Here is a 14,185-nt window from a genome sequence, read left to right as displayed (position 1 = left end):
CCCGAGGACTCCGGCACGCCGCGTCCAGGGGCACCCATCCGGTACGGACCTCCAGGAGGCAGCAGTGGCCCGGCGCCCCCTCCCCCGCATCCTGAGCACAGGCAGCGCGCAGCTCGCGCGGAGCCGGGACCTGGCCCGGACGGCGGCCGACAGCGCCACGGACGTCCTCCACCCGCTGATCACGATCACCCGCGGGCTGGGCCGGCTGGCCGCGGCCGGGCGGCGCAGGTGGGCGGACACCCCCAAGGACCGGCGCGGGCCGCTGCTGTTCCTGGTGGCCTCGCTGTTCCTGGCCGTGGCACTGGTCCCGTACGGCCTCCTGCTGGCCGCCGTCACGCTGATGGCGGCGGCGGCCTGGCAGGGCCGGGACCGCTCCCCGGCGAAGCCCGGGGCCCCCGACGAGGCGCGCACCCAGCGCCTGAAGTCGCTGTACGACGCCCTGGTCCCGTACTTCACGGCCGCCGACGACCCCGCTCCGCTGTACACGCACGGCGGCGACTGGACGCAGGCCCTCACGGACTACGAGTTCGACGACTCGGGACGCGTCTGCCACCTGCTGATCCGCTACCCGGCCTACTTCACCGACGGCGAGCCCGAGGCCCGCGCCCGCATCGAGCACCTGCTCGCCGCGAAGGCCGGCCGCGGGCGTGAGTACCTCTTCGCCTGGGACGAGGAGGGCAACCAGCTCACCGTCACCGCGCTGGCCCCGCTCCCCACCGACATCGCCGCCCAGCGCTTCGTCACCGCCCCGGGCGAGACGGTCCTCGGTTTCACCGATCCCGCCGAGGTCCAGCGCACGCTCCCGCTCACCCACGGCGAGGAGCACCGGGACGCGCCGCCGGTGGTCTGGCGCACGGGCCTGCGGTCGACCGAGCCGCACCTGCTGGCCGTGGGCCAGCCGGGCAGCGGCACCTCCACCCTGCTGCGCTCCATCGCGCTTCAGGTCCTCCAGCACGGCGACGTGGTCGTCGTCGACGGCGGCGGCACCGGTGAGTACGCCTGCCTGACGGGCCGGGACGGCGTCCTGGCGGTCGAGTGCGGGCTGACCGGGGTGCTGGCGAGCCTGGAGTGGGCGGCCACGGAGACCGAACGGCGGCTGGTCGCCGTGAACCGGGCCCGGCAGGCGGGCCACCCACCGCCGGACGACACCAGACGGCCCCTGTGGCTCCTGCTCGACCGGCCGACCGCGTTCACGCACCTGGCCGCCGCGGACGGCCGCAAGGACCCGCAGACCCTGCTCCAGGTGCCACTGCGGCACGGCCGTGCGGTGAACGTGACCGTCGTCGTGGCAGACCAGTTCGACAGCGCCGACGCCCTCAGCGACGCCGTGCGGCAGCACACACGCGCCCGGGTCGTCCTCGGCCCCGCGACGGCCGAGCAGCTCAAGGCGGTCCTCGGGGCACCGCCGCACACCACGCCGCTCCCGTCGGTCCCTCCCGGGCGCGGGTACGCGCGGCTGGGCACGGGCGCGGTCCACCGGCTCCAGGTACCGGCCACCCCCGACCCGTACGACGACCACGCGAGCGACGCGCACCGTCAGGCGGTGCTGGACCTGCTGCCGCCGAAGACCACACCCGCGGACGGGGAAACGGTCCCGGAGCCCGTGCCGGCCAAGGCCGCGACACCGGAGGCGGCCGTGCCGGAACCCTCCTGAGCGGTGCGTGAGCACGGACCGGGGAGGCCCGGGAGCCGCCCGGTCCGAGGCGCCCGGGACCGTGTCCGGGCGCACCGCACCGCAGCACCGCCCGCCCCCTCTCCCGCGGCGGACGGCGGCCGTTGCCCCGACGTCACGCCACGAACGTCCGCGGCGCCTCTCCCCCGGTGCTCCCGCCCGACTCCACCAGCCGCGCCGCCGCCGCGAGGCGCGTCGCCGCCTCCTCGGCCACCGCTCCCCCGACGGTGAACGGCAGCCGCACATACCCCTCGAACGCGCCGTCGACCCCGAAGCGCGGACCGGAGGGGACGCGCACGCCCACCCGCTCCCCCGCCTCGGCGAGCCGGGACCCCGACAGGCCGCCGGTGCGCACCCACAGCGTGAGCCCGCCGCGCGGCACCTCGAACTCCCAACCGGGCAGCTCCCGCCGGACCGCCGCGACCAGCGCGTCCCGGTTCTCCCTGGCCTGCCCGCGCCGCACCTCCACGGCCTGTTCCCAACCACCAGTGCCGAAGAGCCAGTTCACCGCCAGCTGTTCCAGTACCGGGGTTCCCAGATCGGCGTAGGCACGCGCGGCGACCAGACTGCGGATGACATCGGGAGCCCCCCGGACCCAGCCGATGCGCATCCCGGCCCAGAAGGCCTTGCTGGCCGATCCGACGGTGATCACCGTCGACCCGCCCGGATCGAAGGCGCACACCGGCCGGGGCATCTCCAGGTCCGGTTCGAGGTGCAGCGCGCTCATCGTCTCGTCGACGACGAGCACGGTCCCCGCCGACCGGGCCGCCTCCACCAGCCTGCGCCGCTGGTCCTCGTCGGCGAGGGCGCCGGTGGGGTTGTGGAAGTCGGCGACGACGTAGGCGAGGCGCGGCGCGGCCTCCCGCAGCACCTGGCGCCAGCGGTCCAGATCCCAGCCGGTGAGTCCCTCGGCCATCGCGACGGGGACGAGGCGCGCACCCGCCTCCCGCATCAGCTGCAGGATGTTCGCGTAGCTCGGCGACTCGACCGCGATGCGTTCACCGCGGCCCCCGAACAGATGACAGATGGCGTCGATGGCGCCCATGGCACCCGTCGTCACCATGATCTGCTCGGGCATCGTCGGAATGCCGCGCGCGGTGTACCGCTCGGCGATCATCGAGCGCAGCGCCGGCAGTCCGGCCGGGTAGTCGCCGTGTGTGTGGGCGTAGGGCGGCAGTTCCTCCAGCGCGCCCTGCACCGCGCGGGTGAGCCACGGTTCGGGTGCCGGCAGCGCGGCGCAGCCCAGGTCGATCATCGAGCCGAGCGACTCGGGCGGCAGCGGCTCCAGACCACGCGTGGGGATCGGGTTGCCCGCCGGCACGGCGGTCCAGCTGCCCGCGCCGCGGCGCGACTCCAGGAAGCCCTCGGTGCGCAGCGCCTCGTAGGCGGCGGCGACCGTGGTGCGGCTGACGGACAGGGCCAGGGCCAGTTCCCGCTCGGCCGGCAGCCGGGCGGCCACCGGGACGCGGCCTTCCAGGACCAGCAGCCGGATGCCGTCGGCGAGCGCGCGGTAGGCGGGCGGGCGGCGCGTGCCGGGGCCCGCCGGCCGGTCCTGCTGGGAGTTGAGCAGCCGGGCGAGCTGCGCGGCACCCACCGCTGAGGTCCACTGCGCCATGACTACCAGTCCACCTTCCCGGAATTGGCCATGGATGGCATGTCTTTCCCCGCCACAGAGTGTCACGAGTCAGGCCACCACTACCACCCAGGGGGATGTCGTGTCCGCACCGGGACGCCCAGGAAGACGCCTGGTCCAGCTCTACGCCGGGCTCACGCTGTACGGCGCGAGTTCCGCGCTCCTCGTCCGGGCGGGTCTCGGCCTGGAGCCGTGGAACGTGCTGCACCAGGGGCTGGCCGAGCTGACCGGCCTGACGATCGGCGTGGTGTCGATCGTCGTCGGCGCGGCGGTGCTGCTGCTGTGGATCCCCCTGCGCCAGCGCCCGGGCCTCGGCACGGTCTCCAACGTCTTCGTCGTCGGCCTCGCCATGGACGGCACGCTCGCCCTGGTGCCGAGCGCGCACGCCCTGACCGTCCGGATTCCCCTGCTGCTGGCGGGCATCCTGCTCAACGGCGTGGCCACCGGCCTCTACATCGCCGCCCGCCTCGGACCCGGTCCCCGCGACGGGCTGATGACCGGGCTGCACCGGCGCACGGGCCGCTCGATCCGCCTGATGCGGACGGCCGTCGAGGTGGCGGTGGTCGTCACCGGCTTCGTCCTCGGCGGCACGATCGGGGTGGGAACGCTCCTGTACGCGGTGGCCATCGGACCGCTGGCCCAGCTCTTCCTGCGGGTGTTCGCCGTCCCGGCGGTATCCGCGAGCGGCACGGCCGTTGCCCCGGTGACACCCCGACGGGCGATACTGCGTCCGTGAGCACCCTCGTACGCCACCCGTATCTCGACCACCCGGGCCCCCTCGCCTTCGCGCACCGCGGCGGCGCCGCCGACGGTCTGGAGAACACCGTGGCGCAGTTCCGGCGCGCGGTGGAGCTCGGCTACCGGTACATGGAGACCGACGTCCACGCCACGGCGGACGGCAGGCTGGCCGCCCTGCACGACGCGACGCTGGACCGGGTGACCGACGGCGCGGGGCGTATCGCGGACCTGCCGTGGGCGGAGGTCCGGCAGGCGCGTGTGGGGGGCCGCGAGCCGGTGCCGCTGTTCGAGGAACTGCTGGAGACCTTCCCCGAGGCGCGCTGGAACGTCGACGTGAAGGCGGAATCCGCGCTGGGTCCGCTGCTGGAGCTGATCGGGCGGACCGGCGCCTGGGACCGCGTGTGCGTCGGCTCGTTCTCCGAGGCGCGCGTGGTCCGGGCCCAGCGGCTGGCCGGGCCCCGTCTGGCGACGTCGTACGGCACGCGCGGGGTGCTGGGCCTGCGGCTGCGGTCCTGGGGGCTGCCGGCCGCGCCGCGCACGTCGGCGGTCGCCGCGCAGGTCCCGGTCTCCCGGTCGGGCGTCCCGGTGGTGGACTCGCTGTTCCTGCGCGCCGCCCACGCGCGCGGGCTGCAGGTGCACGTCTGGACGGTGAACGAGCCGACGCTGATGCACCGGCTGCTGGACCTGGGCGTCGATGGCATCATGACCGATCACATCGACACGCTGCGCCAGGTCATGGAGGAGCGGGGCGTCTGGGCCTGAGGGCCCGCGGCGCTCGGGCCCCGGGGGCCGGCGCGGCACCAGCAGCGGGGAGGCGAGGGCACGGGTGGGCACCGACACCGTGCGGGAACCGGCGGCCGGCGAGGCCGCCGGGCGGCGCCGTGAGCAAAGGGGCTGGTACGTCTACGACTGGGCGTGCTCCGTCTATTCGACGAGCGTGCTCACCGTGTTCCTCGGCCCCTATCTGACGGCGGTCGCCCAGTCGGCGGCGGACCCGGCGGGGTTCGTGCACCCCCTGGGCGTTCCGGTCCGGGCAGGGTCGTTCTTCGCCTACTGCGTGTCGGCCTCCGTGATCCTGGCCATCGTGGTCATGCCGGTCGCGGGCGCGGCGGCCGACCGCACGGGACGCAAGAAACCGCTGCTCGCGGCCGCCGCCTACACGGGCGCCGCGGCCACCTCGGGGCTGTTCCTCCTGGACGGCGACCGGTATCTGCTCGGCGGCGTCCTGCTCGTCCTCGCCAACGCGTCCCTGGCCGTCTCGATGGTCCTGTACAACTCCTATCTGCCGCAGATCGCGGCGCCCGAGGAGCGCGACGCGGTCTCGTCCCGGGGCTGGGCCCTCGGTTACGCGGCCGGCTCCCTGGTGCTGGTCGCGAACCTGGTGTTGTTCACCGCGCACGGCTCCTTCGGGGTCTCCGAGTCCATGGCCGTGCGGATCTGCCTGGCCTCGGCGGGGCTGTGGTGGGGCGCCTTCACGCTGGTCCCGCTGAAACGGCTGCGCGACCGCCGTACCGGGACCGCGGCCGCGCCGGCGCACGGCTGGCGCCAACTGGCGGCCACGGTCCGGGACATGAGGGGCAAACCGTTCACGCTGGCCTTCCTGCTCGCCTACCTGATCTACAACGACGGCATCCAGACGGTGATCTCGCAGGCGTCGGTGTACGGGTCCGAGGAACTGGGCCTGAGCCAGTCGACGCTCATCACCGCGGTGCTGATGGTCCAGGTGCTGGCGGTGGCGGGGGCGCTGGGCATGGGGCGGCTGGCCCGGACCTACGGCACGAAGCGGACGATCCTCGGCTCCCTCCTCGCCTGGACGGCCACCCTGGGCGCGGGGTACTTCCTGCCGGCCGGCGCGCCCGTGTGGTTCTTCGTGCTGGCCGCCGGCATCGGGCTGGTCCTCGGCGGCAGCCAGGCACTGTCCCGGTCGCTGTTCTCCCACCTCGTGCCGCCGGGCAAGGAGGCCGAGTACTTCTCGGCGTACGAGATGAGCGACCGCGGCATGAGCTGGCTGGGGCCGCTGCTGTTCGGGATCACCTACCAGCTGACCGGGAGCTACCGGGACGCGATCGTGTCGCTGGTGGCGTTCTTCGTGATCGGCTTCGCCCTGCTCGCCCGGGTTCCGGTGCGGCGGGCGATCCACGACGCGGGCAATCCGGTCCCCGAGCGGATTTAGCGCTCGGCGTGAAAGGGATGTAGTGTACGCGTTTGGCCTGCCAGGCGTACCGTTACTGCGCGTTGAAGTTGCCCGAACGCTGGGTGACATCTCCTTGCAGAGGTGACAAACCGGGCGTCGGTGGGTACTGCACTGGTTGACAAGGCTGCGGCTACGACGGCGACGCATGGCCCGAAACGGGACTCGGGACGGGAATCTTTACCGCCGACCGGACGTTGACCGGATGACGACGACAGCGACACCTGTCCTGTGGGCGACAAGCCCGGGAGGCACGATTCATGAGTGAGCGAGCTCTTCGCGGCACGCGCCTCGTGGTGACCAGCTACGAGACGGACCGCGGCATCGACCTGGCTCCGCGCCAGGCCGTGGAGTACGCATGCGAGAAGGGGCACCGCTTCGAGATGCCCTTCTCGGTCGAGGCGGAGATCCCGCCGGAGTGGGAGTGCAAGGTCTGCGGGGCCCCGGCACTCCTGGTGGACGGCGACGGCCCTGAGGAGAAGAAGGCCAAGCCCGCGCGTACGCACTGGGACATGCTGATGGAGCGGCGCACCCGTGAGGAGCTCGAAGAGGTCCTCGAGGAGCGTCTCGCCGTCCTGCGCTCGGGTGCGATGAACATCGCTGTTCATCCCCGGGACAGCCGCAAGTCGGCGTAGGCCCCGGACGCGCTCGGCCGGAAGCAGCGCACGCACATGACCGCGGGCGCCGTACCTCAGGTACGGCGCCCGCGGTCTTTGTCCGTCGGCACGGTGCCCCCGCGCTCGTGGCAGGCGGGGCCGCGGCACCGGACCCCCACGGCACCGTCAGCGGGTGAGCGGCGGGTGCTGCTCCCCCGGGGTGTCCCCGGGCTCCTCCCGGATCACCTCGCCCTGGACGACCTTGCCGTCGGGGCGGTGGATGCGGACCTGCTGGAAGGCGTCGCCGAAACCCCCGGGGGCGGAGCCGCGCAGGCTGCGGCCGACGGTGCGCTCGGTGAGACGGCCGGCGGCCTTCTGCAGCGGCGGCAGGAGCAGCAGCAGGCCCAGCGCGTCCGAGATCAGGCCGGGGATCATCAGCAGCAGGCCGCCGAGCATCATCCAGCCGTTGCCGCCGCCGCGCGCCGGGGCGCCTCCGACCCGCAGCGCCTCGTTCAGGTTCTGGAAGGCGCGCCGGCCCGCCCGCTTGATCACCACCGCGCCGAACAGGAACCCGGCGGCCAGCAGCAGGAGGACCGTGAATCCGCCCGCCGCGTCCGCGACCAGCGTCAGCAGCCAGACCTCCAGCACCAGCCACACGGCTACACCCAGCGGCAGCCAGGAGCGCAGCCGGGAGCGGCGGGGCCGGGCGGCGGAGGGGGAGGTCGGAGCGCCAGTCGTCATGCGTCCAGTGTGCCTGGCCCCGGCTCAACGCGGCGCAAGAGGGGCTGCACGGGTCCGGACCCGCCGCGCGGACGGTACCGCTACCCCTGCGCCCGGGTGTCGCGGCCCGCGATCCGGGCCACCCGCTCCCCCACGCCCCACGACGTGACCCGCCACAGCGCCTCGATGAGGATGTCGCGGCTCATCTTGGAGTCGCCCAGCTCCCGCTCGACGAACGTGATGGGCACCTCGACCACGTGGTAGCCGGCCTTCACCGCACGTCGGGCCAGGTCCACCTGGAAGCAGTAGCCCTGCGACGCGACCTCCTCCAGGCCGAGACCTTCGAGGGTCTCGCGCCGGAAGGCCCGGTAGCCGCCGGTGACGTCGCGCAGCGGCAGGTCGAGCGCCATACGGGAGTAGAGGCTGCCGCCGCGGGAGATGAACTCGCGGCTCTTGGGCCAGTTCACCACTCGCCCGCCCGGCACCCAGCGGGAGCCGAGCACCAGGTCCGCCCCCTTCAGCGCGGTCAGCAGCCGGGGCAGCTCCTCGGGCTGGTGGGAGCCGTCGGCGTCCATCTCGACCAGCACGCCGTAGTCGTGCTCCAGACCCCAGCGGAAGCCCGCGAGGTAGGCGGCGCCCAGCCCCTCCTTGCCCTTGCGGTGCAGCACATGGACCTGGTCGTCCTCGGCGGCCAGCTCGTCGGCGAGCTTGCCGGTGCCGTCGGGGCTGTTGTCGTCGGCCACGAGCACGTGCGCCTCGGGAACCGCCTTGCGCACGCGGCCCACGATCGCCTTGACGTTCTCCGCCTCGTTGTAGGTCGGAATGATCACCAAGGCCGTGCCGAGCGGGCCGAACTGCCTCTGCTGGGCCGGTGCCACGAGGTTCCCGTCGCCGTCGTTCACTGCTGCCCCTTCACGTCCATACGCAGAGGACCACCATAGTGGCCACGGCCTGCGGTGACGCGACGGCACGTGCGTTTGGTGGTGTCGATTCGACGGGAGCGGGGTAGGAAGTCGCTTTTGCCTGCGTGTGCCCTGCGGAGGGGGCCCGGCGCCCTTCGGGCCGACCCGGGACCCGCTGGCTGCGGATCGACCGAAAGCCGTTGTCTACTGAGCGCCCGGGCCCCGCCCGGGTCACCCACCCTGCCGACCGTCCGGAACGTTCCCCGCCGGCGCGGGCGCTGGGCCTGGCTCCCAGTGACGGTGACCCGGTGCGGCACACCGTCCCTGACCCAGCGGCGCTGCGACGCCTGCGCGGAAGTTCCCCGGTCGGGCGTCCGGTGGTGGACCCGGCAGAACCTACCGGCCCTCCGCCGCGGCCTGTCAACAGGCTCTTGAGCTGCGCGGACGCCCCCGCAGCGGGCACGGTGCGAAGGATGCGCAGGTCGCGTGACGGGGCGGCGGGCGTTCGGCGCCACCCTGCCGCCCCGGCAGATCACTCGCCCGGCCGTACGAACACCGTCCGCCCGCCCACCACGGTGCGCAGGCAGACGGGCAGGTCGCGGCCCGGGGTCAGGTCGGGCAGACCGGGCGTGCCGGACCGCGGGTCGGTCGACCAGCGGGCGACCCGGTCGTCGGGGGCCTGGACCACGAGCTCACCGGTACGCCAGACGGCGTAGTCGGCGGGTGCGCCCGGCACCAGGACACCCGCGTCGTCGCGTCCGATCGCCCGCCAGCCGCCGCGCGTGTGTGCGGCGAACGCCGCGCGCACGGAGACCCGGTGCTCGGGGGTGTGGTGGAAGGCCGCCGCGCGGACGGTCCCCCAGGGGTCCAGCGGCGTCACGGGGCTGTCGGAGCCGAACGCGAGCGGCACGCCGACGCGCAGGAGGGCCGCGAAGGGGTTGAGCGTCCTGGCCCGCTCGACGCCGAGCCGCTGTGCGTACATGCCCTCCTCGCCGCCCCACAGCGCGTCGAATGCGGGCTGCACGGAGGCGGTCAGGCCCAGCTCGGCGAAGGCCGCGACGGTCTCCGGCGTGAGCATCTCGGCGTGTTCCACGCGGTGCCGGGCGGCACGGACCCGGGCCAGGCCCACCTTGTCGGCGGCGGCGCGCATGCCCTCGACGACGGCGCTGACGGCGGCGTCGCCGATGGCGTGGAAGCCCGCCTGGAGGCCCGCTTCGGTGCAGGCGGCGACATGGGCCGCGACGGCGGCCGCGTCCAGGTAGGCGGTGCCGGTGTGCCCGGCGTCGGCGTAGGGCTGGTGCAGACAGGCGGTGTGCGAGCCGAGGGCGCCGTCGACGAAGAGGTCGCCGGCCGCTCCCGCCGCGCCCAGTTCCCGGGCCCGGGCGACGCCCTCGTCGCCCGATTCGGCCCAGTAGCCGACGACGCGCGGGCCCGGCTCCCCCGCCGCGATCCGGAGCAGGTCCTGGAAGTCGTCCTCGGAGGAGATCTGCGGGCCGGCGCACTCGTGGACCGAGCCGATACCGACGGAGGCGGCGTGGGCGAGGGCGGCGCGCTGGGCGGCGGCGCGCTGGGCGGGCGTGACGGCGCCGAACGCGGCCGCGCGCACGGCGTGGTGGGCGTCGGCGGTGAGCGGGGCGTCGGCGACGGGGCCGAGTGCGGGGACGAGGTCGAGCAGCGCCGTGGTGACGACGGCCGAGTGCACGTCGATCCGGCTCAAGTAGAGCGGACGCCCACCGGTGGCCTCGTCGAGCTCGGCACGCGCCGGGGGCCGGCCGTCGGGCCAGCGGGCCGCGTCCCAGCCGTGACCGAGCAGGACGCGGTCGTCCGGACGGGCGGCGGCGAAGTCCCGCACCAGCGCGAGGGCGGCCTGCAGGGACGGTGCCGCGGACAGGTCCAGACCGGTGAGGGCGAGCCCGGTGGCGGTGGTGTGCACGTGGGCGTCGGTGAACGCCGGGGTGACGAGGGCGCCGTCCAGGTCGACCACCTCGTCGACGCCGTCCGCGAAGGCGTCGGCCGCGCCCTCGGAACCGACCCAGGCGATCTGTCCGGCCTCGACGACCATCGCCGTGGCGAACGGGTCGGCGGGGCTGTGGACCTCTCCGCGGCGGAGCAGGACGGTCTTCGTCGGGGCGGTGCGCTCACTCATGGGAACAGTCTCTCCCGCGGCGCGCGCCGCCGGGCAGGCAGGTCGGCCGAGGACGCGCACCGCCCGGCCGCGGGCGGGCCGGGCCCCTGCCGCCGGCACGCGCGTGAACCGGGTCCGCGCCGCCCGCGACGCCGCGAGGTGCCGACGTCGGCCGGAGGGTCTTTGGGGGGCGCGGGTGCTGCTTCCCGCGCCCGAAAGGGACACCGGCCGGACCCGCGGCGCCCCGGCGCGCGGGTGACTCAGCTGCGCGGAAGCCGTGCACGGGTGGCCGGCCGGCGCGGAGGCGGGTGCGCGGGAGCGTCAGACGCGCGGGGGCCGGGCCTCGTACGGTGTCGACAGCACCACCGTGGTGCGGGTCGACACCCCCGCCAGCGAGCGCACCCGGGCGAGCAGTTCCTCCAGTTCGTGCGGGGTGGAGACCCGCACCTTCAGGATGTAGTTCTCGTCGCCCGCGACGCTGTGGCAGGCCTCGATCTCCGGCACGCCCGCCAGGCGGTCCGCGATGTCGTCGGGGGCGCTCGGGTCGAACGGTTTCACCGAGATGAAGGCGGTCATCGGGAGCCCCACGGCCTCGGGGTCGACGACCGCGGCGTAGCCGCGGATGACGCCACGCTGCTCCAGCCGCCGCACCCGCTGGTGCACGGCCGACGTGGACAGCCCCGTGGCCCTGCCCAGGTCGGTGTAGCTCATCCGCCCGTCCTTGACGAGCAGCTGCACGATCTGTCGGTCCAGCTCCTCCATGGCGCTAGAACCTACAGGGCGCCCGATCCCCTCGGATACTCGGCGGCCCAGGCCATACCCGGTTCGTGATGTGTCCGCGGCGATGCGGGAGCCGCCCCCGGAACCACCGGGCACGACCGCGGGTAGCGGGATGTGACGAACGCCACAGACTCCGGCACACGACTCCGTGATGCTCTCGTGATTACCCCCCGGGTCCGGAGGGAAGTGCTTGCTGTGGTCGAGGCCGCAGCGCCTTCACGGCCCAGCCCGAGGGGGAGAATCCCATGCAGAGTCTTAAGCGCCCAGGTCGTTCCGCGTCCAAGCGGCAGCAGCCGGTCGTCGTCGAGCCCGAGCCGGAGGGCGTCGAACCCGACGGCTCCGACGTGTTCGACGAGACCGACGCCTACGACACCTTCGAGATGTACCGGGTGATCTGCCCGGAGTGCGCGCAGCCCATCGCACTGCTGGCGGACGAGGAGGTGCTGCCGGAGCACGCGCTGTGCGCCTCTCCGTGGAACCCGTTCGGCCTCACGGTCTGCGCCGGCACCGGTCGCCGGGCCTCCGACGCCCGCCCCGCGGACGAGTCGCACCGGCCCCAGGAGCAGGATGCCGCCCTGCTGCTGACGCTCCCTCATGGGCTCGACTGGCGGATGCAGCCCTTCTCGCACGTCGGCGGACCGGGCTCCCGCCCGATGCGGGTGCCGGCGATGCGCCGCCAGGCCGCCTGAGCGAGCGCGGCCCGTCCTGTGATCCCCTGCACCATGGCGCACGCGCCGTGGTGCAGCACCGGAGATGTCTCCCCCGCACTGTCACCGCGCCCCGGCATCCGCGTCGCCGAAGCGACGGGCGCGCCGCGAGTGACGTGCCCTCAAACACCGCGCCGTGCACGGCGGTCGACGTCCGTGACCGCCTCTGAGCCGAGCGGCGTGGACGACGGTGAACGCACGCGCGATTGCCCACGGCGGTGACCTGCCCGCCCCGCGCGCCGTTGCCCGGGCATGAGCTCCCGAACTACGGCCACGGGACACCGACGCCGCATCCTGGTGACGGCGCCCGCGGAACCGGTTGCCCCGGGGCCGCCGCACCTCCAGGACCCGCCGATCTACCGGGACCTGCTGCGCGCCTGGGCCGACCGGGGCCGGACCCTGCCGGGGCGCCACGACCCGGAGTGGGTCCGCCTGGCGGCGCCTCCGGCCGGCCCCGGACAGGTCAGCGCGTCTCGGGACCCGCGACGTGACGCGCGATGACCATCCGCTGGATCTGGTTGGTGCCCTCGACGATCTGCAGGACCTTGGCCTCCCGGAAGTAGCGCTCGACCGGGAAGTCCGCCGTGTAGCCGTAGCCGCCGAGCACCTGGACGGCGTCCGTGGTCACCTTCATGGCCGTGTCGGTGCAGAACAGCTTGGCCATGGCCGCCTGCCGTGCGAACGGCCGGCCCGCGTCCCGCAGGCGTGCCGCCGTCAGGTACAGCGCACGGCCGGCCTCGATCTGCGTCGCCATGTCGGCAAGCATGAAGCGCAGCCCCTGGAAGTCGGCGATCGGCCGCCCGAACTGCCGCCGCTGGGCGGCGTAGGAGACGGCCCCGTCGAGCGCCGCCTGGGCGACGCCGATCGCGCAGGCCGCGATGCCGAGCCGCCCGGAGTCGAGGGCGGACAGCGCTATGGCGAAGCCCTGCCCCTCCTCGCCGATGCGCCGCTCGTCGGGGATCCGCACCCCGTCGAGGTGGATCTGCGCGGTGGGCGAGCCCTTGAGGCCCATCTTCTTCTCCGGCGCCGCGGCGCTCAGGCCCTCGGCGCCGCCGGGCACCAGGAAGGCCGTGATGCCGCGCGGGCCCTCGTCGCCGGTGCGCGCCATGACCGTGTAGAAGTCGGCGATGCCGCCGTGCGTGATCCAGGCCTTGGTGCCCGTGAGCACCCAGCTGTCGCCGTCCCGGACGGCCCGGGTGCGCAGGGACGCGGCGTCCGAGCCGGAGGACGGCTCGGACAGGGCGTACGCGCCGACGAGGCCGCCGCCGAGCATCGCGGGCAGGTGCTCGACCTGCTGCTGCTTGGTGCCGTAGGCGGCGAGGGCGTAGGAGGCGAGCGTGTGGACGCTGAGACCGAGGCCGACGGTGAGCCGGGCGGCGGCAAGCTCTTCGAGGACCTGCAGGTAGACCTCGTACGGCTGGTCACCGCCGCCGTACTCGGAGTCGTACGGCAGGCCGAGCAGGCCCGATTGCGACAGCAGGGTGAAGACCTCGCGCGGGAAGCGCCCGGCGTCCTCCTCCTCGGCCGCCTTCGGGCCGATCTCACGCTGCGCGATGTCACGGACCAGCGAGATCAGATCCCGGGCCTCGTCCGTGGGCAGTTGCCGGTCCACCGGCTGCGGGGCGCGGTCGGGCATGGCGACGCTCTCCTCCCTTGTCGGGCACATCGGCGGACGTGCGCCTTGGGTGGGGCGGCTCCGCCGGGTCTTCCTGGGCTCGGCCGTCGCTCGCTCTTCCGGGTCACGGAAGCTGCTGACCAGCGGCTGTGGGCTGTGAGTATGCCCGATCGGAACGACGGCGTCACCGGTTAACGACCGCTTACTTCGAGAAAAGGATAGGCCGTTCGGGACCGCGCCGCACCCTGGAGCGGCGGGCGGTGACCCTCCCGTGATCCGGCGCCGGCGGACGGCCCTCGTCGAGGCGCGGCCGGCTCTGCCGAAGGCCCCGCCGGCAGGGGGCATGAACCGCCCGGACGCCGCCGGCGGGGGCGGGCCGAGAACCCGCGGGCAGTCGGGCGGCGGGGCCCAGTGCCGCGACAGGCCCGGGAAGTGGTCGGGATGGTTGTCCCTCGACAGTGACAGTAGCGCGGGGGAGCGCGGCGCGTCCCGGGGCGGTACCGAGC

General features: G+C 74.2%; 12 protein-coding genes. 6 read left to right on the top strand and 6 right to left on the bottom strand.

The window, feature by feature from the left end:
• Positions 1-64 precede the first annotated feature (64 nt).
• Complete coding sequence (locus ACWDNY_RS26200; RefSeq protein ID WP_451648251.1) at positions 65-1,654, top strand: hypothetical protein; 1,590 nt, start codon at positions 65-67, stop codon at positions 1,652-1,654.
• 133 nt (positions 1,655-1,787) lie between these two features.
• Here ACWDNY_RS26200 and ACWDNY_RS26195 read toward each other — a convergent pair whose 3' ends face one another.
• Positions 1,788-3,287 carry an SCO1417 family MocR-like transcription factor gene (locus ACWDNY_RS26195; protein WP_451648250.1) on the bottom strand — a complete coding sequence of 500 codons (1,500 nt, stop codon included), beginning with the start codon at positions 3,285-3,287 and terminating at the stop codon, positions 1,788-1,790.
• A gap of 34 nt (positions 3,288-3,321) precedes the next feature.
• Here ACWDNY_RS26195 and yczE point away from each other — a divergent pair, with 34 nt between their 5' ends.
• The 4 genes from yczE (at position 3,322) to ACWDNY_RS26175 (ending at position 6,869) form a co-directional block, all read left to right on the top strand.
• Positions 3,322-4,041 carry a membrane protein YczE gene (yczE, locus tag ACWDNY_RS26190; protein WP_451648249.1) on the top strand — a complete coding sequence of 240 codons (720 nt, stop codon included), beginning with the start codon at positions 3,322-3,324 and terminating at the stop codon, positions 4,039-4,041.
• Complete coding sequence (locus tag ACWDNY_RS26185; protein WP_451648248.1) at positions 4,038-4,805, top strand: glycerophosphodiester phosphodiesterase; 768 nt, start codon at positions 4,038-4,040, stop codon at positions 4,803-4,805. Before yczE ends, ACWDNY_RS26185 begins: the two co-directional genes overlap by 4 nt.
• 64 nt (positions 4,806-4,869) lie before the next feature.
• Positions 4,870-6,216 (top strand): MFS transporter, encoded by a 1,347-nt coding sequence (locus tag ACWDNY_RS26180; protein WP_451648247.1) that lies wholly within the window; start codon positions 4,870-4,872, stop codon positions 6,214-6,216.
• Positions 6,217-6,494: 278 nt separating this feature from the next.
• The gene (locus tag ACWDNY_RS26175) at positions 6,495-6,869 is read left to right on the top strand and encodes an RNA polymerase-binding protein RbpA (RefSeq protein WP_009187548.1); all 375 of its coding nucleotides are present in this window, start codon (positions 6,495-6,497) and stop codon (positions 6,867-6,869) included.
• Positions 6,870-7,016: 147 nt separating this feature from the next.
• Here the strand turns inward: ACWDNY_RS26175 and fxsA are convergent, their stop codons facing one another.
• The 4 genes from fxsA to ACWDNY_RS26155 form a co-directional block, all read right to left on the bottom strand.
• A complete protein-coding gene (gene fxsA / locus ACWDNY_RS26170; protein ID WP_451648246.1) occupies positions 7,017-7,571 on the bottom strand; it encodes an FxsA family membrane protein in 555 nt (184 codons plus the stop codon).
• 80 nt (positions 7,572-7,651) lie between these two features.
• Positions 7,652-8,452, bottom strand: a complete 801-nt coding sequence (locus tag ACWDNY_RS26165; protein WP_451648245.1) for a polyprenol monophosphomannose synthase — start codon at positions 8,450-8,452, stop codon at positions 7,652-7,654.
• A gap of 532 nt (positions 8,453-8,984) precedes the next feature.
• Positions 8,985-10,598 carry an amidohydrolase gene (locus ACWDNY_RS26160; protein ID WP_451648244.1) on the bottom strand — a complete coding sequence of 538 codons (1,614 nt, stop codon included), beginning with the start codon at positions 10,596-10,598 and terminating at the stop codon, positions 8,985-8,987.
• Positions 10,599-10,898: 300 nt separating this feature from the next.
• On the bottom strand, positions 10,899-11,339 hold the full coding sequence (locus ACWDNY_RS26155) for an Lrp/AsnC family transcriptional regulator (RefSeq protein ID WP_451648243.1): 441 nt from the start codon (positions 11,337-11,339) through the stop codon (positions 10,899-10,901).
• Positions 11,340-11,602: 263 nt separating this feature from the next.
• Between ACWDNY_RS26155 and ACWDNY_RS26150 the strand changes: the two genes are divergently transcribed.
• The gene (locus ACWDNY_RS26150; RefSeq protein ID WP_451648242.1) at positions 11,603-12,046 is read left to right on the top strand and encodes a hypothetical protein; all 444 of its coding nucleotides are present in this window, start codon (positions 11,603-11,605) and stop codon (positions 12,044-12,046) included.
• A 481-nt stretch (positions 12,047-12,527) separates the two neighbouring features.
• On the opposite strand, the gene ACWDNY_RS26145 is transcribed toward ACWDNY_RS26150, so the two are convergent.
• The gene (locus ACWDNY_RS26145) at positions 12,528-13,700 is read right to left on the bottom strand and encodes an acyl-CoA dehydrogenase family protein (RefSeq protein ID WP_451648241.1); all 1,173 of its coding nucleotides are present in this window, start codon (positions 13,698-13,700) and stop codon (positions 12,528-12,530) included.
• Between the last annotated feature and the right edge of the window lie 485 nt (positions 13,701-14,185).

The sequence above is a fragment of the Streptomyces sp. NPDC003697 genome (genome assembly GCF_053587115.1).
Note: the sequence above shows the minus strand (reverse complement) of the source record. Positions and strands in the feature narration are given on the sequence as shown.